General features: G+C 69.7%; 20 protein-coding genes and 1 pseudogene. 8 read left to right on the forward strand and 13 right to left on the reverse strand.

Annotated features, from left to right (window positions below):
• Nucleotides 1-109 precede the first annotated feature (109 nt).
• The 5 genes from EHF32_RS13730 to EHF32_RS13750 are packed head-to-tail and all read left to right on the forward strand — an operon-like array spanning nucleotide 110 to nucleotide 4,778.
• On the forward strand, nucleotides 110-892 hold the full coding sequence (locus EHF32_RS13730) for an ABC transporter ATP-binding protein (RefSeq protein WP_137418706.1): 783 nt from the start codon (nucleotides 110-112) through the stop codon (nucleotides 890-892).
• Entirely contained in the window at nucleotides 879-1,589 is a 711-nt protein-coding gene (locus tag EHF32_RS13735; protein WP_137418707.1) for an ABC transporter ATP-binding protein, read from the forward strand. The genes EHF32_RS13730 and EHF32_RS13735 overlap by 14 nt, the downstream gene beginning before the upstream one ends.
• Nucleotides 1,590-1,591: 2 nt before the next feature.
• Nucleotides 1,592-2,473: a branched-chain amino acid ABC transporter permease gene (locus EHF32_RS13740; protein WP_137418708.1), complete on the forward strand. Its 882-nt coding sequence runs from the start codon at nucleotides 1,592-1,594 to the stop codon at nucleotides 2,471-2,473.
• Entirely contained in the window at nucleotides 2,473-3,525 is a 1,053-nt protein-coding gene (locus EHF32_RS13745) for a branched-chain amino acid ABC transporter permease (RefSeq protein WP_137418709.1), read from the forward strand. The genes EHF32_RS13740 and EHF32_RS13745 overlap by 1 nt, the downstream gene beginning before the upstream one ends.
• Entirely contained in the window at nucleotides 3,522-4,778 is a 1,257-nt protein-coding gene (locus tag EHF32_RS13750; protein WP_137418710.1) for an ABC transporter substrate-binding protein, read from the forward strand. The genes EHF32_RS13745 and EHF32_RS13750 overlap by 4 nt, the downstream gene beginning before the upstream one ends.
• Before the next feature lie 122 nt (nucleotides 4,779-4,900).
• On the opposite strand, the gene EHF32_RS13755 is transcribed toward EHF32_RS13750, so the two are convergent.
• The 9 genes from EHF32_RS13755 to EHF32_RS13795 all read right to left on the reverse strand — a co-directional run bounded on the left by EHF32_RS13755 (nucleotide 4,901) and on the right by EHF32_RS13795 (nucleotide 12,927).
• Nucleotides 4,901-5,560 carry a GntR family transcriptional regulator gene (locus EHF32_RS13755; RefSeq protein ID WP_137418711.1) on the reverse strand — a complete coding sequence of 220 codons (660 nt, stop codon included), beginning with the start codon at nucleotides 5,558-5,560 and terminating at the stop codon, nucleotides 4,901-4,903.
• A 68-nt stretch (nucleotides 5,561-5,628) separates the two neighbouring features.
• Nucleotides 5,629-6,210 carry a GTP cyclohydrolase I gene (folE, locus tag EHF32_RS13760; protein ID WP_137418712.1) on the reverse strand — a complete coding sequence of 194 codons (582 nt, stop codon included), beginning with the start codon at nucleotides 6,208-6,210 and terminating at the stop codon, nucleotides 5,629-5,631.
• Nucleotides 6,207-6,803 (reverse strand): PadR family transcriptional regulator, encoded by a 597-nt coding sequence (locus tag EHF32_RS13765; RefSeq protein WP_137418713.1) that lies wholly within the window; start codon nucleotides 6,801-6,803, stop codon nucleotides 6,207-6,209. Before EHF32_RS13765 ends, folE begins: the two co-directional genes overlap by 4 nt.
• A 92-nt stretch (nucleotides 6,804-6,895) precedes the next feature.
• Nucleotides 6,896-8,299 (reverse strand): vanillate/3-O-methylgallate O-demethylase, encoded by a 1,404-nt coding sequence (ligM, locus tag EHF32_RS13770; RefSeq protein ID WP_137418714.1) that lies wholly within the window; start codon nucleotides 8,297-8,299, stop codon nucleotides 6,896-6,898.
• A gap of 48 nt (nucleotides 8,300-8,347) precedes the next feature.
• On the reverse strand, nucleotides 8,348-9,223 hold the full coding sequence (gene purU / locus EHF32_RS13775; RefSeq protein ID WP_137418715.1) for a formyltetrahydrofolate deformylase: 876 nt from the start codon (nucleotides 9,221-9,223) through the stop codon (nucleotides 8,348-8,350).
• A 12-nt stretch (nucleotides 9,224-9,235) separates the two neighbouring features.
• Nucleotides 9,236-10,111: a methylenetetrahydrofolate reductase gene (locus EHF32_RS13780; protein ID WP_443189850.1), complete on the reverse strand. Its 876-nt coding sequence runs from the start codon at nucleotides 10,109-10,111 to the stop codon at nucleotides 9,236-9,238.
• Between the two features lie 120 nt (nucleotides 10,112-10,231).
• Nucleotides 10,232-10,750 carry an RES family NAD+ phosphorylase gene (locus tag EHF32_RS13785; RefSeq protein WP_137418716.1) on the reverse strand — a complete coding sequence of 173 codons (519 nt, stop codon included), beginning with the start codon at nucleotides 10,748-10,750 and terminating at the stop codon, nucleotides 10,232-10,234.
• 30 nt (nucleotides 10,751-10,780) lie between these two features.
• Nucleotides 10,781-11,335 (reverse strand): MarR family winged helix-turn-helix transcriptional regulator, encoded by a 555-nt coding sequence (locus EHF32_RS13790; protein ID WP_137418717.1) that lies wholly within the window; start codon nucleotides 11,333-11,335, stop codon nucleotides 10,781-10,783.
• A gap of 89 nt (nucleotides 11,336-11,424) precedes the next feature.
• Complete coding sequence (locus tag EHF32_RS13795) at nucleotides 11,425-12,927, reverse strand: aldehyde dehydrogenase family protein (RefSeq protein ID WP_137418718.1); 1,503 nt, start codon at nucleotides 12,925-12,927, stop codon at nucleotides 11,425-11,427.
• A gap of 215 nt (nucleotides 12,928-13,142) precedes the next feature.
• Between EHF32_RS13795 and EHF32_RS16230 the strand changes: the two are divergent.
• The 3 genes and pseudogenes from EHF32_RS16230 to EHF32_RS13810 all read left to right on the forward strand — a co-directional run.
• Nucleotides 13,143-13,484: pseudogene (locus EHF32_RS16230) on the forward strand (transketolase); the annotation flags it as partial.
• Between the two features lie 22 nt (nucleotides 13,485-13,506).
• Nucleotides 13,507-14,358, forward strand: a complete 852-nt coding sequence (locus EHF32_RS13805) for a sugar phosphate isomerase/epimerase family protein (RefSeq protein ID WP_137418719.1) — start codon at nucleotides 13,507-13,509, stop codon at nucleotides 14,356-14,358.
• Nucleotides 14,359-14,450: 92 nt separating this feature from the next.
• Nucleotides 14,451-15,938: a benzaldehyde dehydrogenase gene (locus tag EHF32_RS13810; protein ID WP_137419259.1), complete on the forward strand. Its 1,488-nt coding sequence runs from the start codon at nucleotides 14,451-14,453 to the stop codon at nucleotides 15,936-15,938.
• 47 nt (nucleotides 15,939-15,985) lie between these two features.
• Here the strand turns inward: EHF32_RS13810 and EHF32_RS13815 are convergent, their stop codons facing one another.
• From EHF32_RS13815 to EHF32_RS13830, 4 genes are read right to left on the reverse strand one after another with little or no spacing between them, the layout of a single operon-like run.
• On the reverse strand, nucleotides 15,986-17,038 hold the full coding sequence (locus EHF32_RS13815; protein WP_137418720.1) for an amidohydrolase family protein: 1,053 nt from the start codon (nucleotides 17,036-17,038) through the stop codon (nucleotides 15,986-15,988).
• Nucleotides 17,035-18,789, reverse strand: coding sequence for a thiamine pyrophosphate-requiring protein (locus EHF32_RS13820; RefSeq protein WP_137418721.1), 1,755 nt, complete (start codon nucleotides 18,787-18,789; stop codon nucleotides 17,035-17,037). The genes EHF32_RS13815 and EHF32_RS13820 overlap by 4 nt, the downstream gene beginning before the upstream one ends.
• Nucleotides 18,786-20,297, reverse strand: a complete 1,512-nt coding sequence (locus tag EHF32_RS13825; protein WP_161594123.1) for an aldehyde dehydrogenase family protein — start codon at nucleotides 20,295-20,297, stop codon at nucleotides 18,786-18,788. The genes EHF32_RS13820 and EHF32_RS13825 overlap by 4 nt, the downstream gene beginning before the upstream one ends.
• Nucleotides 20,294-21,100 (reverse strand): ABC transporter ATP-binding protein, encoded by an 807-nt coding sequence (locus EHF32_RS13830; protein WP_137418723.1) that lies wholly within the window; start codon nucleotides 21,098-21,100, stop codon nucleotides 20,294-20,296. Before EHF32_RS13830 ends, EHF32_RS13825 begins: the two co-directional genes overlap by 4 nt.
• Nucleotides 21,101-21,109: the final 9 nt, after the last annotated feature.

A 21,109-nucleotide genomic window follows, 5' to 3' on the forward strand; every position in this document is an offset into this window, starting at 1 on the left:
CCCGGAATCGACGCCAAAATCGTTGACAATCTTGGGGCGACTCCGTACCGTCCCAGGAACGGGGCGACCCCCCGGTCTCGCAATGACGCGGCGACACGGAAAGGCGGCCATGGCGGCTCGACTCACCCTCAAGGACGTGAACCTGCGGTTCGGCGGGATCACGGTGCTGCACGATGTCGGCTTCGACGTGGAACCCGGGCAGATCTTCGGTCTCGTCGGGCCCAACGGTGCCGGGAAGACCTCGCTGTTCAACTGCATCAGCGGGCACTACCGGCCGAGTTCGGGATCCATCACGATCGACGGCGACGAGGCGTCCGGGCAGACCCCGGCGCACCTCGCGCGGCGCGGGCTCGCCCGCACCTTCCAGCATCCGGCACTGCAGCTGCACGCATCCGTGCTCGAGAACGTGATGCTGGGCGCGCACACGCGCCTTCCGGGAGGGCCCGGCGAGTGGGCGATCCGCACGCCGCGCACGTGGCGCTCGGAGCGGGAGATGCGCACGGAGGCGCTGCGGCTGCTGGAGCGCTCCGGCCTCGGCTGGGCGGCGAACCGCCACGCCGACGAGCTCTCGCACGGACTCCACAAGGCGATCGAGCTGTGCCGGGCACTCATGTCGCACCCGAAGCTGCTCCTGCTGGACGAGCCGGCGGCGGGCCTGCCGCATTCCGAGGTCGAGCAGCTCATCGCGACCGTCCGCGCCATCCGCGACGAAGACGACATCACCGTCGTGATCGTCGAGCATCACATGGGGCTCATCGCGGCACTGACCGACCGTGTGGTCGTGCTCGATCACGGCCGCAAGCTCATGGAGGGCTCGGCCGCCGAGGCGCAGAGCGATCCCCGGGTGATCGAGGCCTACATCGGCAAGGAGGCCGCCGATGACGCTGCTTGAACTCGTCGACGTGACCGCGTCGTACGGTCCTGTCCAGGTGCTCGACGGAGTGTCGCTGAGCGTGCCCGAGGAGGGAGCCGTCGGCATCCTCGGCGCGAACGGCGCGGGCAAGACGACCACCCTCCGCGCGATCAGCGGGATGGTGCGCACGACCGGCACCATCCGCTTCGACGGGCGCGACATCCGCGGGATGCGGCCCGAGAAGGTCGCGTCGATCGGCATCGCGCACGTGCCCGAGGGGCGCGGCACCCTCGGAGCCCTGACGGTGCGCGAGAACCTGCGGGTCGGTGCGTACCAGCGGCGCGACCACAAGGCGATCCAGGGCGACATCGACTACTGCCTCGACCTGTTCCCCAACCTCAAGGAGCGCTACCGCTCGCACGCCTCCGCGCTCTCCGGCGGCGAGCAGCAGATGCTCGCCGTCGCCCGCGCGTTCATGGCGCGTCCGCGCCTGCTCCTGCTGGACGAGGCGTCGCTGGGCCTCGCCCCGAGCACCGCGCGCACGGTCTACGACGCCATCGCGAGGCTCCGCCGGGAGTCGGGCATCGCGATGCTCGTCGTCGAGCAGAACGCGACGCTCGCCTTCCGGCTCGTCGACACCGCCACCGTGCTCGAGACCGGCCGGAACGTGCTGACCGGCACATCCGCCGAGCTCCGAGGCATGGACGAGATCCGCCGCGCCTACCTGGGAGGTTGAGAGTGGGAACCTTCATCCAACTCGTCATCGACGGGCTGTCCGTCGGATCGGTCTATGCCGCGCTCGCGCTGGCGATCGTGCTCGTCAACCAGGCGACCGGTCTGATCAACTTCGCCCAGGGCGGAATGGCGGTGCTCTCGGCCTACCTCGCCTGGTGGTTCACCGGAATGGGGGTCCCGCTGATCCTCGCGATCCTGCTTTCCGTGGGTGTCTCGTTCCTGTTCGGCGCCGTCGTCGAGCGGTACCTGATGCGTCGCTTCGAGGGCGGCGATCCCGACACCGCCGTCGTGGTGACGATCGGCCTGCTGACGCTCATCACGGGCGTCTGCGGCTGGCTCTTCACTTACAACAACCAGCAGTTCCCCTCGCTCTTCCCCCTCGACACGATCTCGGTGCTGGGGGCGTCGGTGAGCGTGCGCTCGATCGGGACGACCGTGGTCATCCTCGCGATCATGATCCTGCTGCAGGCGCTGTTCGCCGGCACGAAGCTGGGCCTGGCGCTGCGGGCGGTCGCGGTGAACCCGCAGTCCGCTGCCTTCTCCGGACTGCCGGTGAGTCGCCTGCTGATGGTCGGGTGGGGGCTCGCGGCGGGTCTCGGCGCGGTGGCCGGCGCGCTCGTCGCCCCGCAGCTCACACTCACCCCCGGGATGATGGACAACGCCCTCGTCTACGCGCTGGCCGCCGTCATCCTCGGCGGGCTCTCGAGCCCCGTCGGCGTGGTCGCGGCGGCATGGATCATCGGCGTCCTGGAGAACCTCGCCGCGGTCTACGTGCCCTTCATCGGCTACGACCTCAAGGTCGCAGTGCCGTTCGTGCTCATCTTCGTCGTGCTGCTCGTGCGACCACAGGGCTTGTTCGGCCGCAGAACGGTGGTGCGTGTCTGATGGCTTCCTCCGCATCCCTCTTCTCGCGTCGGTGGGTACGTGTCGTCGTCGTCCTCGCGGTGATCGCGCTGCTTCTGCTCCTTCCGCTCATGCTGCCCGAGTTCGCCAACCAGACGATCGCCCGCATCGGCGTCTTCGCCGTGGCGGTCCTGGGTCTGAACGTCGTCATGGGCTACACCGGGCAGGTCTCGCTGGGGCAGATCTTCTTCGTCGGGCTCGGCGCGTACGTGACCGCGTACGGTGTGCAGAACGACTGGAACATCGCCCTCGTCTTCGTGCTCAGCATCCTCATCCCCGGCGTCGTCGGACTCGTCATCGCCCTCGCCGCGGCGCGGCTGGGCGGGCTCGCCATCGCGATGGTGACGATCGCGCTGCCGATCGTCGGCGTCCCGCTGGCCAAGCGGCTGTCGGATCTGACAGGCGGTTCGCAGGGCGTGTCGGCGCGCTTCACGGATGCGCCGGAGTGGACCGGGCTGTACGACGATCAGTGGCAGCTGTACCTCGTGATCATCATCGGTGGCATCGCCTTCCTGCTCACCCGCAATCTGGTGCGCGGCAAGTACGGGCGCGCCTTCGCGATCGTGAAGGACAACGAGGCGGTCGCTGCGGCGATGGGCGTCTCGCCCTACCGGTACAAGGTGCTCGCCTTCACCGTCGCTTCCCTCATCGGCGGCGTGAGCGGCTTCCTCTACATGGTCGTCGTGCAGTACACCTCGCCCGAGACCATGAGCTTCGGGCACTCCATCCAGCTGCTCGCCGCGATGGTCATCGGCGGCGCCGGCAGCATCATCGGATCGCTGCTGGGCGGCGCGTACTACGTGCTGGCGCCGCAGTTGACGAACCTCGTCGACCCCAACCTGACGGCCGTGCTCCAGGGCGCGCTGCTGCTCGTCGTGCTCTTCGTCCTGCCGGGAGGACTCGCGTCCCTCCCCGCCCGACTGAGACGGATGCGGCGTCGCCCCGATCGAGCACCGAGCCACCCATCGTCCGGCGACCTTCCCGCGTCGCCCGGCACCGAGGGAACCACCACAGAGAGGCAGAATCACCCATGAATCTGAGGAAGAGGAGCGTGCTGGGCATCGTCGCCCTGACGTCCGCTCTCGCACTGACCGTCGTCGGATGTTCGCGCGGCGGGGGAGGCTCGGACGCCACCGGCGGCGCCGCGGCCGCGAGCCCCGGCATCACCGACACATCCATCAGCCTGGGCATCACCACCCCGCTCAGCGGCGGGACGGCCGGCCCCGGAACCTGCACGGTCGCCGGCGTCACCGCATACTTCGGTGCGAAGAACGCCGAGGGCGGCGTGAAGTTCGGCGACGGCAAGACCCGCAAGGTCGAGATCAAGGCGCTCGACGACGCCTACGACCCCCAGAAGGCCAAGGCCAACTACGACCAGCTGAAGGACAGCGTCTTCGCGATGACGGCGGGACTCGGCACGCCGACCAACCGCGCCTACCGCGAGGCGGCCATCGCCGACGAGGTGCCGCAGGTGCTCGTCATGACGGGTGACCCGATCTTCAGCGAGACGAACGAGAGCCCTTGGCAGCTCGGCTTCGTGCCGATCTACCAGAACGAGGGCGAGGCCTTCGGCAAGCTCCTGGCCGCATCCGGCGAGAACCACAAGGTCGCCGTGCTCTATCAGAACGACGACTACGGCGAGGGCTACCTCGAGGGCTTCAAGAGCGCGGTCGAGGGGGCGAGCAACATCGAGATCGTCAAGGAGCTCACCTACGAGGCGACCGACACGGCCGTCGACGCGCAGCTGACGGAACTCGCGAGCTCGGGCGCCGACGTGTTCTTCAACGCGATGTCGATCACGCCGCTCGTGATCTCGTCGCTGCAGAAGGCGCAGCAGCTCGGATGGAGCCCGAGCTGGTTCCTGCCGTCGAACACGTCGAGCCCGACCGCCATCCTGCAGCCCGGTGGCGCCGACGCGTTCCCCGGGGTGTACTCGGTGTCGTTCTCGAAGGCGCCTGCGAGTCCCGCGTTCGCCGACGACGAGGATGTGCAGACCTTCCTGACCGACCTCAAGCAGTACGCGGACTACCAGGACATGCCCGCCTTCCCGCACTGCATGTGGAGCTTCATGGTCGGGGCGACCCTCGAGCAGGCCTTCGAGAAGATGACCGAGCCGACGCGCGAGAACTTCATGGAGGCCCTGCGCTCGATCAGCGACTTCCAGGCGCCGCTGATGCTCGACGGCACCGCCGTCGACACCACCGTGGACGGTCAGCCGGCCGTGTCGTCGGTGGTCGTGCAGAAGTACAACGGACAGGGGTACACCACGGTCGAGTCCTTCGGCTGACCCGCATCCGCTCTAGATCCCGCGAGACTGCACTTTCGTCACGAGATCACGGGTAAACCCCGTGATCTCGTGCGAAAGATGCAGTCTCGCGGGCGTTGGCGCGAGGGCGGCGACGGATGCGGTCAGTCGAGCGAGCGGAGGATGTCGACGATTCCGGCGAGGTGCCGGCGGGTGGCGGCCTCCGCCGCATCCGGATCGCGGGCCACGACCGCGTCGATGATGGCGATGTGCTCGGGTGCGGACTGCGCGGCGCGGCCGGGGTGGAAGGCGAGCCGGAACTGGTGCCGCGCGGACTGCGCCCGCAGACGCTCCAGGAGTTGGGATGCGGTGGCGTGACCGCTGAGCTCGCGCAGGCGCCGATCGAGCTCCTGGTTCAACCGGGAGTATCCCACCAGGTCGCCCACGGCGATCGCCCGCTCGATGTCCGATCGGAGTGCACGGAGGCCTTCGATGTCGTCGTCGTCGACCCGCTCGGCCGCCTTGCGGGCGCAGAGCGACTCGAGTCCCATGCGCACCTCGACGATCTCGACCGCCTCGTCGACCGTGATCGCCCGGACCCGTGCGCCGCGGTTGGGCAGGCGCTCGACCAGGCCCTCTCCCGCGAGGGTCAGCAGCGCGGTGCGCACGGCCGCCCGCGGCGCCGCGAAGCGCTCGCTGAGGTCCGCTTCGATGAGTCGCTGGTGCGGGGCGAACTCGCCACCCAGGATCGCGTCGCGGATCTGCGCGGCCAGCTCAGGTCGCGCCGACGGATCGGCCTCGTCCGTCACGGAGGGAAACGTCATCGTCATCCCCTTCTCGGGCGGCAGAGCCGCACCGGATCGTCAACACTATTGTGTCCGATCCGTGACCGTCACGGTGTGGATGGTGCGGCGAGGCGCCAGGTCGCGTCCGGGATCTCGCCGAGGGTGGCGACCGTGACGACGCGAGCGGATGCGGCACTCGGCTCCAGATGCGCGACGCAGCCGTGGCGGGCCTCCACGCGCACGGCCACCCCGTGCGGGCGGAGCACGGTCATGAGTGCTTCGGCGATCTGGTGTCCGAGGCGCTCCTGCAGCTGCGGTCTGCGGGAGGCGAGCTCGACGAGCGTCGCGATGCGGCTGAGGCCCGCGATGTGACGCACCGGCGCATAGAAGACGTCGACCGTCCCCTCGAAGGGCAGCAGGTGATGCTCGCACACCGAGCGGAACGGGATCGCCGTCATCCCGACCAGCTCACCGGGGTGCTCGTTGTCGGTGAGGGCGACGGGCGCTCCGAGCGCCGACGCCGGGTCGACCCCGAGTCCGGAGAACAGATCCAGGAAGAGGTCCGCGACCCGCTCGGGGGTGCGGGTGAGCCCGAGCCGGTCGGCATCCTCGCCGACGGCCTCGAGCAGCTCGCGAACGGCCGCGACCGCCCGGGCGCGGTCGGTGCGCGCTGCCGTGTCGATGGTCATGATGCTCCTTCTGCGCCTTCGAGGCGCTCGACGAGGGCGAGGCCGCGCTGCGCCCACGAGATCTCGCCCCGCGCCCGCTCCACGAGGCCCTCGTAGGCGAAGCGCTTGTAGGCGATCGTGCGTTCCCTGTCCTGCTCGGCGGTGACCGCGAGCCGGCGCAGCAGCATGGGGTTGTCGACGGCGTCGATGCGCGCCAGTTCGCCCTCCCACTGCTCGAGCTCGCTCTCCCACTGGGCGATGTGCGCGCGCAGGAACGCACGGGAGTCGGCGGGCGTTCCCGCCTCGAGGTAGGCCGCTCGCAGATGGGCGGGGTCACGCACGCGCTGGTAGTCCAGCGGGGCAGCCATCCACGCGAGGAAGGCCGCATCCCCCTCGGGGGTGATGTGGTACATCCGGCGGGTGCCGCGCTCGCCGCGCGCCTGCTCCTCGCCGCGCACGAGGCCCTCGGACTCCATCTTGCGCAGCTCGGGATAGATCTGGGAGTCCGGGGCGTGCCAGACGTGCCCGACCGAGACCGCGAACTGCTTCTGCAGGTCGTAGCCGGACTGGGGTCCCACCCGCACGAGAGCGAGGAGCGCGTAGCGCAGGCTCATCCGCCGATCTCCTTCCGAGGTGTGGCTCTGAGGCTATCCATAAACGCCGACGCGGGGCCCGGCAGGACCGGACCCCGCGTCGCGTCGAGGGCTCAGCCCTTGTAGCCGGTGCGCCAGCCGCCCTGGTAGGTCTGGCGGGCGACGGTGGAGTAGGGCACGGGGCTGACGACCACGCGCACCTCGGTCTGCTCGTGCGGCTCGACGGAGGCCTTGGAGGTGCCGCCGTTCGGCTCGCCCCAGACGACCTTCAGCTCGGTGCCCTCCGGCACGTCGGGGTCGACCGTGCCGAGCGAGAGACCGCGACGCTCGTTGGCGCTGTAGCCGGTGAACATCGAGAAGCCGACGACGGTGCCGTCCGCATCCACGACCGAGTCGTAGTTCGCGGAGCCGTAGTTGGCCAGCGGCAGGTCGAAGAACTTGTAGTTGGGTCCGTCGACGTTCAGCAGCGAGCCCCAGACCTTGGCGAGGTCCTCGGCGTTCCAGGCGAGGGTGACCTTCTTGCGCTGGGTCGAGGGGTCGATCTTCTCGAGCGCGTCGCGGCCGATGAAGTCGTGGTCGAACTTCACGAACGAGCCGTATCCGAGCTCCCACGGCGTGAGGTAGTAGTCCTCGATGTTGTCGGAGACGAAGGAGCCCGCGAGGGTTCCGGTGGCCTCGTAGCTGTCGACGCCGAGCCACTCGCGGTAGCCGCGCTCGGCCTCGCCCGAGTAGATCGCGGGAAGCGGCGAGGGGATCCAGCCGGACTCGAGCGTGTTCGAGGGGTAGGCGCGCGATCCGACCGGTACGAGGCCGAACTCGACGCCGGCCTCGACGATCGCGTCGCGGATGGCGTCGTGGTCCTCGTAGGGGCCCCAGATCTCCAGGCCCGGAGCGCCGGCCATGCCGTGACGAAGGGTGCGCACGGTCCTTCCGGCGATCGTCATGGTCGACATGTTGAAGAAGCCGAGCTTCTCCAGCGGGCCGCCGTTGAGCTTCTCGATGACGTCCCACGCCTTCGGGCCCTGGATCTGGAAGCGGTAGTAGCGGCGCGTGACGGCGTGGCCGTACGGGCGCGAGGGCGAACGACGGTCGACCTGCACGTCGAGGTTCTGGTAGCCGCCGGTCTCACCGTGGTACATCAGCCAGTTGGATGCGGGTGCGCGTCCCACGTAGACGTACTCGTCCTCGGCCTCGCGGAAGAGGATGCCGTCGCCGATCACGTGGCCGCTCGCGGTCGTGGGCACGTACTGCTTGGCCTTGTTGACCGCGAAGTTCGCGACCGAGTTGATCGCGGTGTCGCTGATGAGCTTGATCGCGTCGGAGCCCTTCAGGAACACGTTGTCCATGTGGTGGGACTGGTCGTAGAGCACGGCGGTGTTGCGCCAGGCCTGCTGCTCCTTGATCCAGTTCTGGAAGTCGGCGGGGACGACCGGGTAGATGTAGGAGCCGATCTGCGAGTTGCGCAGCATCTCGACCGGGTTGTTCTGGTCGATGAGTTCCTGCAGGTTGCTGGCCACGATGAACCTCTCTGTTCGGGGGCCGGCGCCTCGGGTGAGGCGTCGGAGTCAGGTGAAGACGATGGTGTGGTTGCCGTGCCGGATGACACGGTCTTCCGCGTGCCACTGCACGGCGCGCGAGAGTACGGCCCGCTCGACGTACGCACCGCGGGCCTGGAGGTCGGCGGCGGTCATCGAGTGGTCGACACGGGCGACGTCCTGCTCGATGATCGGGCCCTCGTCGAGGTCCTTGGTGACGTAGTGGCTGGTGGCGCCGATGAGTTTGACGCCGCGTTCCTTGGCCTTCTTGTAGGGGCCGGCGCCGATGAAGGCGGGAAGGAAGGAGTGGTGGATGTTGATGACCGGCACGCCGACGCCCTCGAGGAAGTCATCGGTGAGGATCTGCATGTAGCGCGCCAGCACGACGAAGTCGACGTTGCCGGCGAGGAGCTTGACGATCTCGCGCTCGGCCTCCGACTTGTCCGGGCCCTGCGAGGGCACGTGGAAGAAGGGGATGCCGAACGAGCGGACGTCCTCCGCGGTGTTGGTGTGGTTGGAGATCACCATCGGGATCGTGACGTTGAGCTCGCCCCGGCGGTGACGCCACAGCAGTTCGAGCAGGCAGTGATCGCTCGTGGAGGCGAGGATCGCCATCCGCTTCGGCACGGACTGGTCGGTCAGGCGCCATTGCATCCCGTAGGGCTCCAGCGTCTGGGCGAGGTCGGCTTCGATGTCGCCGATCGCCGCGGCCAGGTCGGGCCGGTGGAAGACGACGCGCTGGAAGAACGCGCCGCCCTCGGGGTTGTCCGAGTACTGGTCGAGCGTGACGATGTTCGCCTTGTTCCGCGTGATGAGCGCGGTGACGGCGGCGACGAGCCCGGGCTGGTCGGGGCCGTGCACGATCAGGCAGGCGTGGTCACGCAGGGCGTCTTTGTGCAGGGACATGCGGGGATCTCCTCAGGACTGCGCGGCGATGTAGTCGCGGGCCCAGTCGGATGTCGCCCGCAGACCGCCGAACGTGTAGAAGTGAATTTTGACAGGTCCGCGCGACTCCTTCTGCGCGACGAGCGCTCCGAGGTCGCCGATGAACCGGTCGGGGCCCGCCGTTCCCATCAGGTTGGTGAGCGAGAACCCGTACTTCTTGACGATCATCGCGTTGGCGCCGACGCCGAAGCGGCGGGCGAAGGTGATCAGGCGCTTGATGCCCGCGGGGCCCGGAGTGCCGATGCGGATCTCCGAGGTGATCCCGCGCTCGCGCACGCCGTCGATCCAGTCGATGACCGGGTCGGTGTCGAAGGCGAACTGGGTCAGGATGACCTGGCCGAGGCCCGCGTCGGCCAGGGCCGACGACTTGTCTTCGAGGTGGCGCCACAGCACATCCGTGGGGATGTCGGGGTGTCCCTCCGGGTAGCCGGCGATCGAGACCTCGCGCACGCCGTACTTCTGCAGGATGCCGGAGCGGATGACGCTCAGCGAGTCGGGGTAGGGGCCTTCGGGCTCAGCCGGGTCGCCGCCGACCGCGAAGACGTGCTCGGTGGCACCCACCTGCTGGAGGCGGTCGAGGAACTCCTCCAGCTGGGCCGCCGAGGCGAGTCGGCGGGCCGACACGTGCGGGACGGGGACGAACCCGGCATCCTTCACGGCCTTGGCCGCGGCGACGCGCATGTCGAGATCCTCGTTGCCGAGGAAGGTGACGTTGATCTTGGTGCCGGCGGGGATGACCTCGCGAGCTTCTTCGAGCCCGGGGATGTCCTTGCCGGTCATCTCGAGCGAGAAGCCGTCGAGGAGGGCGAGGGATGCGGCCGGGTCGGGTGCGGGGGTGTTACGTGCCACGAGTCGTGGTCCTTCCGCTGTCGGGAGGGCTTCGTTGCGCCTCGTCAGCGAGATTACCTATGTCGATAGGTAATGACAAGAGGTATTTCCGAGGCGACACCTCAGAGCCACGGTCTGGGGTCAGCCTCGCTTCGCGAGGGGTGCGGTCGACGTTCCGTGCAGGCGCACGGTCGGCGCACCGGGTTCGTTCCACCTGAACAGCACCAGATGCCAGAGACCGGGGCTCTTGCGCGAGGGGTCGATGACGCCGTTCGCCCCGATGTCCAAGAGGCGATCGCGCACCGTCCACGACCTCGGCGTCCCATGGGCGGCGGCGATCTCTTGCCACGGGGCCACAGCGTCGGCGAGGTCGACGCCGACGGCGTCCCGTGCACGCGCGTCCCGCAGATCGAGGATGCCGGGTGCCTCGACCTCGATCTCGACGATCTCGAGTTCTGCGGCGCGGGCATACTTGTGCGCGAGCATCGCGGCCTCGACTCCGGCCGTCGATGAACTCAGATACAGCGTCGGCTCGTGTGGCCTCGAGTAGCGCCCCGCCGAACGGGAGCCCGCGATGGCGAACTCGCGGTGGTCAGGGTCTATGGCCCGATAGAAGATGCCCAGAATCGGCGGAGCGAAGGCCGAATCGAAATCCGTCACGACCTCAGGATCTCACCCGTCGTCGAAGGGTCAGCCCTTGCGGGCGCTTCCCGCATCCGCGAGCCAGGACTCGTTGTCGATGCTCTGGAGCACCCGCATCTCGTCGAGCATCTTGCGCAGCAGCGCGTTCAGCCGGGTGACCTCCGCCGGCGACATGTGGGCCAGGATGATCTCCTGCCCGCGAAGAGAGATCGGCAGCATGTCGTCGTGCATGGCGGCGCCTGCTGCGGTCAGGTACATCGGCCGCGAGCCGCGGGCGCCCTCGGCGAGCACCAGCAGACCCCGCTCCACCAGGGTGTTCACGCTCTTCGAGACGATCGCCTTGTTGACCACCAGGAACTCCGAGACCTCCGATGCGGAGAAGCCGGGGTTCATGGCGAGTGCGGAGATCACACGCCACTCGTTGGTGCCCAGATCGAACTGGCGCCGGAGCTCGTGGGACTCACGCCACACCAGCGCATTGGAGAGCAGTGCGAGCAGCCGCGGGGTGAACGCATCCGGGTCGATCACATCGGCCAAGGGCTCGACCACCGCGCTCCGGGGCGGCTCGACACCATGGGCATGGCGGTTGCGATCAGTTGCCATCGGCTTCCTCTCCGTGGTTCGGATGCGGCCGGGGCCGCAGGGACGGGGGGAGATCGAGACCGTTCGTGATCCCGACCTCCCTCCGTTCGTCAGTGCGCCATCGCCGCCAGGGCTTCGGGATCGATCGTGGCGATCGACCGGGTGTCCTGGAAGGCGCGTACGCCCTCGATGCCCTGCTCGCGTCCGAAGCCGGACTGCTTCATGCCGCCGAAGGGTGCGCGCAGGTCGAGGCGGGTGGCGCCGTGGTCGTTCACCCACACGTAGCCGCAGACCAACTGGGATCCCACGCGCTGCGCCGACTCGGGCGATGCGGTCCAGACCGAACCGCACAGGCCGCCCCAGGTGTCGTTCGCGAGCGCGACCGCCTCCTCCTCCGAGTCGAACGGAATGATCGGGATGACCGGGCCGAACTGCTCCTGGGTCACCACGCGCAGCGACGGGTCGGGGTCCACGACGATCGCCGGGCGCAGGAAGTTGCCGCCCGCGAGCTCGCCGCCGGGCAGGGTGCCGTACTCGCGCACGTCGGCGCCGGCATCCTTCGCCTCCTGGATGATCTCCTCGACGAACGCCTTCTGCGCCGGCTGGTGGAGCGGGCCCATGGTCGTGCCCTCGTCGAGCCCGTACCCGATCACGACCTTCTCGAGGCGCGCTTCGAGCCCCGCGACCAGCTCGTCCAGACGCGAGTGGTGCACGAACACACGCTTGGCGTTCATGCAGATCTGGCCCGTCGTGTCGTAGATCGCGGCGTAGAGACGGTCGAGGTGCGCGTCGTCGAGGATCGCGTCCTCGAGGAACACCGCCGCGTCGTTGCCGCCGAGCTCGAGTGTCACCCGCGTGAGGGTCTGCGCAGCCATCTGCATGATGCGCTTGCCGCCGTTCACGCTGCCGGTGAAACAGACCTTCGCGACATCGGGGCTCTGGATGAGCTCCGACATGTTCTCGTCGCGGCCCGTGACCACGTTGAGCACCCCGGGCGGCAGCTTCTCGGCGATGCGCTGCACCACGCGGGTCGTCGCCAGCGGCGCGGAGGGCGGCGGCTTCACGATCGCGGTGTTGCCCGCGAGCAGCGCGTGGGGCAGGGCTGCGCCGAGGATGGCGATGGGCCAGTTGAAGGGCACGATGATCGTGACGACGCCCAGCGGCTGGTAGGCCACCTCGGTCGTCACGGGGATCGCGCCGGGGACGACGGGGAGCGTGTGCCCCTTCTCGACCTCGTCCTTCAGCATGAGGGCGAGGTTCCACCGGATCTCGAAGACCAGGGCATCCACCCACCCCTCGAAGCGGATCTTGCCGTTCTCCTGCGACAGGACGGCGGCGTCCGTGTCGCGCTCGTCGGCGATGCCGGCGATGGCTGCGGCCATCGCCTCCGCGCGCTCCGCCGCCGACAGCGCGCTCCACGACCCGAAGGCGGCGGATGCGGCGGCGACCGCATCCGCGACATCCGCGGGCGTGGCCGCAGCAGCCTCGCCGACGATGACTCCGGGCTTTCCCGGATCGGCGATCTGTAGAACGTCATCGGTGAAGCGCTCCGCGCCTCCGATGTAGAGCCCTGTCCGCACTCCGGCGGACGTCTGGGCGATCGAACTCGACATCCCTGCACCTCTCTGTGTCTCGGATATGTGCGGGATCGCGACCGTCGCCACCCCCGCGGCACGAGTTTACGTCCATTCTTGTTTACATGTAAATGAGATCGTGCTACGTTCACCGGGTCGCCCTCCAGAGTCGGATGGCGACACCCGAAACGACGTCGATGAAGACGCGATTCTGCGCACATTCGACGTCTCCCTGCCATCGACGAGGAGGCATGATGAGCAGTTCCCCCCTGCAGACGGACGACCGTCCGAGCGTGGCCGAGCTGGAGGATCTGGCGTTCGAGCTGCGGCGCAAGCTCCTGCAACTGTGCGGCACCTACGAAGGCGCCGTCCACATCGGCGGAGACCTGTCCTCGGCGGACGTCTTCACCGCTCTCTTCCACTACGGGCTGAACGTCGACCCGACCGACATCGCCAACTCCGAGCGCGACCGCTTCGTGCTCAGCAAGGGTCACGCCGCCGTCTGCATGTACATCGCGATGGCGATGCGCGGCTTCTTCTCCTACGAAGGCATCGTCGACACCTACGGCCAGCTCGACAGCGCATACGGCATGCACCCGTGCAAGGTGCAGTTGCCGGGTGTGGAGGCGTCGACGGGCTCTCTCGGCCACGGCCTTCCGCGAGATGGGTTACCGACGCGCTGTCCTCCCGCCGCTGGATGCCGCCTCCACCGACGTGGACGCCCTCGCCGATGCGTTCGTGCGGACCGGGATGCTGCCGATCGCCATGTGCGGCCAGGCTCCGGACGCGGACGTCTCCTCGCCCGACGCCGACGTGCGTCGGGCGGGGGTCGAGCTGCTGCGCGCGAGCGTCCGGTTCGCCGAACGGCTCGGGGCCGACCAGCTGAACGGCGTGCCCTACGGGCTCCTCGGTCGCCCGTGCGAGCCGCTCAGCCCCGCCCTTCTCGCCGAGCGCGCGCGGGCGGTGGGGGCGGTGGCCGACGAGGCGGCGGAACGCGGCGTCCAGATGACTTTCGAGGTGCTGAACCGCTACGAGGAGGCGGCGATCAACACGGCCGCGCAGGCCATGGACTACGTCGCCGCGAGCGGTTCGGCCCACCTCGGCGTGCACCTGGACAGCTTCCACATGGCGATCGAGGAGGCGGACGCCGTGCAGGCGGTCCGTACCGCGATGCCGCGGTTGCGCTACCTCGAGCTGGGCCAGTCGGGCCGCGGCCCGCTGGAGCACGGCGCGGTGGATGTGCCCGCCCTCGTGCGGGAGGCATTGGATGCGGGCTACCGCGGCCGATGGGGTGTGGAGGCGTTCTCGCGGCCGCTGGCCGAGGGCGCGGCCGATGTGCTCTCGATCTGGCGCGCGCCCTACGCGGACGGTCTCGCCCTCGCGCGGGACGCGATCGGCGTCATCCGGCGCGGCTGGGCGGAGAGCATCCCGGGCCGCAGGTCACACCGCCTGGCCCGTGCGACGGGCTGAACCGGGAGCACCCCTCCCATTGCGCGCGGACCCCGCGTCGCTCAGGATGTATTCACACGTATAGGGCAGGGAAGCCCGGAAAGGTGACACCGATGTCGACCGCAACGCAGGAGACCGCCACCCTGATCGATCCCGACGTCTTCGCCGGGCGCATTTACATTGACGGCGAGTGGGTCGAAGGCGGGGGAGGTGCCATCGCCTCCGTCGAGCCCGCCACCGGTGAGACGCTCGTGCAGGTCGGGATGGCGGATGCCGCGGATGTCGCGCGAGCCGCCGCATCCGCCGCACGCGCGCAGCAGGAGTGGGCCGCCACGCCGCATCCGGCCCGTGCGGCCGTGCTGCGCAAGGCTGCGCAGCTGTGGGAACAGCACGCGGAAGAGATCATGGGCTGGAACATTCGCGAGGTCGGTGCCATCCCGCCGCTCGCAGGCTTCGCCCTGCACGTCACCGCGGCCGAGTGCTATGAGGCGTCGTCCCTGCCCTCGGCGCCGCTGGGCACCATTCTCTCCAGCGAGGAGCCGCGCCTCTCGCTCGCCCAGCAGATTCCCGTGGGCGTCGTCGGCGTCATCTCGCCCTTCAATGTTCCGCTCATCCTCGGCATCCGCGCGGTCGCGCCGGCTCTCGCGCTCGGAAACGCCGTCCTGCTCAAGCCCGACCCCCGCACCGTCGTTACCGGCGGCGTCTCGATGGTGCGCATCTTCGAGGAGGCCGGTCTGCCGAAGGGCATCCTGCAGCTGGTCCCAGGCGGCGCCGAGGTGGGTGAGGCCATGGTCGCCGACCCGCACGTGCGTGTGGTCGCCTTCACGGGATCGACCCGCGCGGGCCGCGCCGTCGGCGAGCTCGCCGGCCGCCACCTCACCCGCGCGCACCTCGAGCTCGGCGGCAACTCCGCCTTTCTCGTTCGCGAGGACGCCGACGTCGATCAGGCGGTCAACCTGGCCACGTGGGGCGCGTTCCTGCACCAGGGTCAGATCTGCATGACGGTCGGCCGCCACATCGTCCACGAGTCGCTGTTCGACGAGTACGTCGCGAAGCTCGCGGCGAAGGCCGACTCGATGGTCGTCGGCGACCCGGCCGCAGGCCAGGTGCACCTGGGCCCGCTCATCGACGAGACGCAGCGGAACCGCGTGCACACGCTCGTGCAGGACGCCGTCGCCTCAGGCGCACGCCTCGCGGCCGGCGGTACGTACGACCAGCTGTTCTACCGCCCGACGGTGCTGGCGAACCCGCCGAAGGATGCGGCCGCGTACTGCGACGAGGTCTTCGGTCCCGTCGCCTCGGTGGTCTCCTTCGCGACCGACGACGAGGCCGTCGAGCTGGCCGCAGCAACCGACTACGGGCTGTCGTTGGGAATCGTCAGCCGCGACGCCATGAAGGCGTACGACCTCGCCAAGCGCATCCCCACCGGCATCGTGCACATCAACGACCAGACGGTCAACGACGAGGCGAACTCGCCCTTCGGCGGTGTCGGCGCCTCCGGTACGGGATCCCGCCACGGCGGTGCGCAGGCGAACATCGACGCCTTCACCGAGACCCGCTGGATCACGATGCGCCGCGAGCCTGGACAGTACCCGCTCTGACGCTCACGGATGCGGGCGGTCCTTCGCCGGGGCCGCCCGCATCCGTCTCAGAACGTCAGGTTGAAGACCCGGCGCGCGGTGTGCTCGAAGAAGTCGGCCTTCTCCGCATCCGAGATCGGCAGGGCGTCCTGTGCTGCGACCTCGTCGGCTTCGAACTGGTACGGATAGTCCATCGCGTACATCACGCGGTCCGGACCCGTGACCTCGCGGGTGAACAGGATCGCCGGCTCCCAGGGCATCCCCGAGGTCGTGAGCCAGATGTGGGAGCGGAAGTACTCCGAGGGGCGCTGCGCGAGCGGCTTGATCGCCTCGTAGCGTCCGGAGGCGACCTGTTTGGCGTGCATGTGGTCGATCCGGTGCAGCCAGAACGGAAGCGCCTCGCCCAGGTGCCCGACCACGAGTCGCAGGCGCGGGTGGCGATCGAAGACGCCCGACGTGATGATCCGGAGCAGATGGAGCCCCGCGCTCGCGCCGAAACCGAGGATCGCGCCGTCGAGCCCGGCTTCGCGGTAGGGGGAGATCATGGTGTTCGGGGGTGTGCCCGGATGCAGGTACAGCGGGACGTCGAGATCCTCCAGCTCGCGCAGAAGCGGAGCGAAACGCGGGTGGTCGATGTGGTCGCCGCGCACGTGGTCGTTCAGTATCAGGCCCTTCAGTCCGTGCTCTCCGACCGCGCGGCGCAGCTCCGCCACATCCGTCGCGGCATCCGTGAACGACACCGTCCCGAGCCCGGAGAAGCGCTCGGGGCGCGCCTGGCAGATCTCACCGAGGCGGGCGTTGGCCGTCTTCGCCAGCGCCACGGCCTCGTCGGCGGGCAGTACCTGCGTGCCGGGGGAGGTGAGGGCGAGCACCTGATGGTCGATGCCGGCCGCATCCATGTCGGCCATGCGTCGCTCGGCCGCATCCTGCAGGCGCTCCACCACCGCACGCGGTTGCGGATGCGGCGAGTTCAGGAAGTAGCCCATCAGGCTGTTGAAGCCGACGTCGTCGAGGTCGCGGCGCGCGAGGTGGTCGCGGTACAGCGCGATCGCCTCGGGCGGTGCCCAGGCCTCCTCCGTCGCGATGCGCAGATACGGCGGGCGGTGTGCATCGGCGTTCATGGAAGGGAGATCCTCTCTGCGGCGGCAGCCGGCTCGTCGATGTCGTGCGTGGAGATGTCCGGCAGACGCACGGCGACCGTGGCGGCCACGCCGCTGTCGACGTGGCCGAGCGCTGTGCGCAGGGTGTCCTCCAGGTCGTCGAAGTCCGTGACCGTCGCCGCCCAGCCGCCCCCCGCGGCGCGGGCGACACCGGGCAGGTCGGCCTCGCGGCCGAGCCCGACCCAGAACCGCTCATCGCGCTGGGCGACGCCGTCCGGGTACTGACGCACGGCGTTGCGCCTGGTCGCGTTCCAGCCGCCGTTGTCGAGGATGACGGTGAGTGTCGCGAGACCGTAGCGCGCGGCGACGGATGCGGCGGAGGAGGGCGCGCTGAAGTAGAACGTGCCGTCGCCGACGATGCTGACGACGCGGCGGTCGGGTTCGGCGAGCTTGATGCCGAGGGCCCCGCCGCCCGACCAGCCGAGCGACGTTCCCCGGTTGCCGAACACCGTGCCCGGCAGCGTCCGAGGCAGGGACCGCCAGATGTCCGGCGCCGCGGTGATGGCCTCGTTGACGACGATCGTCTCCGCGTCGATCAGCCGCGCCAGGGTGGCGCCGACGCTGCCCGCCGACAGGCGTCGCTCGGCGACGTCCGTCGCGATGCGCTCGTCCCGCTCGGCGCGGGCGCGGCGGGCCTCGGCTGCCACGCTCTCGCGGCGGGTCCGGGCGGCGTGCGCCTGAGCGGCATCGGGCGTGTGCTCCAGCAGTTGGTCGAGGAACGTGACCGCGTCGGCGCGGATGAGAGCCTCGGCCGGCAGGTACCAGAGGGGGATGCGTTCCTGGAGCGGGTCGTCGCCCACCACGAAGATGCGCGCGTCGGGGTCGGGGTGCACGGCGGCGGGGATCCACGGCACGTCGGCGTCCAGCACGATCAGGACGTCGGATGACACCACCGCCGCGGCGGGGGTGTCGCCCAGGTGCAGGGGGTGATCGTGCGGGAAGCTCAGCACCTCCGCGTTGTACTCGACGACCCCGATGCCCCATCTCTCCGCGAGCGCCACGAGGCGGGCGACCGCATCCGGGTCACGGCCGACGGAGGTCGTGACGATCGTCGCGCGGGAGGCTCCCGCGAGCGCGTCGACGACCGAACGGAGGGCATCCGCGCCGGCGGCGGCGGGTGCGATACGCGGCCAGCGCTCGACGGCGGTCGCCGGAGCCGGGGCGCGCTGGGCGAGCACTTCCCGCGCGGCCGTGAGATACACAGGGCCCGCCGGGCTGCTGCGCGTGAGCTGCAGAGCGCGGAGCACGACCTGCGGGACGTTCGCCGCGGTGCGCAGGTCGTACGACCACTTCGCGTACGGACGCACCAGCGCGTGTTGATCGGGGACGTCCTGGAGGAAGGTCACGTGGGTGTCGCGACCCCCCTGCTCCTCGCCCTCGAGAGTGTACGGCGTGAGTCCCGCGAAGATCAGGACGGGCACGCGCGCGCGGGCCGCGTTGTGCACAGCGCCGCCGAGATTCGCCGTCCCCACATCCGTGTGGACGAAGACCGCCTGCGGGCGTCCCGTTGCGAGGGCGTAGCCGTGCGCGGCGCTCAGCGCCGTGTATTCGTGCGGGCAGACGATGACCCGGGGGACACGCTCGCCGCGCGCGCGATCCGCGGCGAGCGCCTCGATGAGCGCCGGATGGTCGCTGCCGAGGTTGGCGAACACGTGCTCGACACCGGCCGCGCGCAGGGTGTCCACCAGCATGGCGGCGGCGGTCGCCGTCATGAGCGACTTCCGGTGAGGATGTGACCGTCGACGCTGTGGAAGCGGAGATACTCGTCGATCCCGTGGGGTGAGCCCTCCCAGCCCATGCCGCTCTGCTTCCAGCCGCCGAAGGGGATCCAGCGCGAGCCTTCGGGTGAGAACAGGTGGCTGTTCACGAAGGTGACCCCGGCTTCGATCTCGCGGGCCACGGCCGCACTCGCGACCGGATCGCTCGACCAGACGGATGAGGCCAGGCCGAAGGGCGTGTCGTTGGCCCAGGTGACGGCCTGCGCGACATCGTCGTAGGCGACCACCGGCAGCACCGGTCCGAACTGCTCGTCCCGCACCAGCTCGTCCTCCTGGCGCGCGTCGGTCACGAGGTGGGGAAGCAGGAAGTGGCCGCCGTCCCAGTCGTCCTGCGACACCGGACGACCCAGTTCACGCACCTCGCGGCCCGCCGCACGGGTGCGTTCGACGATCCCGCGCACCCGTTCCAGCTGTGCGGCGTTGTTGAGCGGGCCCATGGTCGTCTCCGGATGCAGCGACTCGCCCACGCGCATCCCGTCGATGCGCTCCGCCAGAAGCGCGGAGAGCTCCGCATGCTGCCCGCGCGGCACGTAGACGCGCTTGACCGCGAAGCACACCTGGCCGGCGCGGCGGTAGGCGGAGGCGACGATCCCCTCCGCGGCGCGGGTCAGGTCCGCGTCCGCCAGCACGATGGCGGGATCGTTGCCCCCCAGCTCCAGATGGACGGGCTTCAGCGCCGTCGCGGCCCTCGCCAGCACGTGGCGGGCGGTCTGCCCGCCACCCGTGAACGACACCTTGCCCACCCGCGGGTCGTCGATCAGAGCTTCGACGGCGGCGGCCGTCCCGTTCACCACCGAGACGACACCCGGGGGGAAGACGGCGCCGACCAGGCGCGCGAGCACCGTCACTCCCAGCGGAGACGTGGGCGAGGGCTTGAGCACGACTGCGTTGCCGGCGGCGATCGCGGGCGCGATCTTGTTGGCGGTGAGCACGAGCGGGGCGTTCCACGGCACGATGCAGCCGACCACCCCGAACCCTCGACGCTCGACCCGTACATAGGCGCCGTCGGCGCCGCGGCGATGCAGCTCCGGTTCGAGACGCTCGGCGACGGCATCGGCGATCGCGCGGAACACGATCGCGGCGGCGCCGGTCTCGGCGCGGACGGTCGCGAGCGGCGATCCGTTCTCTCTCGCCGTCAGGACCGCCAGACGATCGGCGTGCTCGTCGATCACGTCTGCGGCACGGCGCAGCAGACGTTCACGATCCGCGATGTCGGAACGGGACCAGGATGCGGCCGCGTGCGCCGCCGCATCCACCGCCGCGGTCACCTCGGCCGCGCCGCCGTCGAAGACGACGCCGACGGTCTCGGCGACGCGGGCGGGGTTGCGCACCTCGATGCGGGTGCCTCCCGCGCGCTCCTCCGCGTCGATGAGGTGCCCGAGCTCGACGGGGCTGTGCGCGTCGACGACGGGGAACGCCGCGACGATGCCGAGGCCGCTCACGAGAGAGCTCCCGCGGATGACGGCATGACGAGGGAGAGGAGATGCGCGCGAAGGCCGAGGAACTCTTCACTGGCGCGGGTGCGCACCTGGTCGCGGGTGCGACCGAGGGGCACCGGAACGACCTCGCGGACCACGCTCGGATTCTTCGAGAGCACCACGATCCGATCGCTCAGGTAGATGGCCTCGTCGATGTCATGGGTGACCACGACGACCGTGATCCCGAGTTCGTTGCGCACCCGCAGGACGAGATCCTCGAGGTCGAACCGGGTCTGCGCGTCGACCGAGGCGAAGGGCTCGTCCATGAGGAGGAGCTCGGGGCGGTACGACAGGGCGCGGGCGATGGCGACCCGCTGCTGCATGCCGCCCGACAGCTCCCACGGGTACTTCTTGCCCACGTGCGCGAGGCCCACGCTCTCCAACACCTCCTCCGCGCGTCGCTCGCGTTCGCGCCGCCCCACGCCGCGCGCGGCGAGGGGGATGGCGACGTTCTTCGCGTTCGTCATCCACGGATAGAGCGAGCGGCTGTAGTCCTGGAAGACGAGGCCGAGCTCGGCGGGCACGTCGGTGAGGCGGTCGCCCTCGAAGCGCACCTCGCCGCCGCTGGGAGAGGCGAGTCCGGAGATACAGCGCAGCAGCGTCGTCTTTCCCGCGCCGCTGGGCCCGACGATGCACACCAGCTCGCCCTTGGCGACCTCGAAGCTGACGTCGGCGACGGCGGTGTTCGCCTGGTCGGTGCCCTCGTTGTAGGTCTTTCGCAGCCCTTCGACCTCGAGGACGGGGACGGTGGATGTGGGGTGGGACATCGATCCTCC

The organism is Microbacterium sp. RG1 (assembly GCF_005347485.1).
Classification (GTDB): Bacteria; Actinomycetota; Actinomycetes; order Actinomycetales; family Microbacteriaceae; genus Microbacterium; species Microbacterium binotii_A.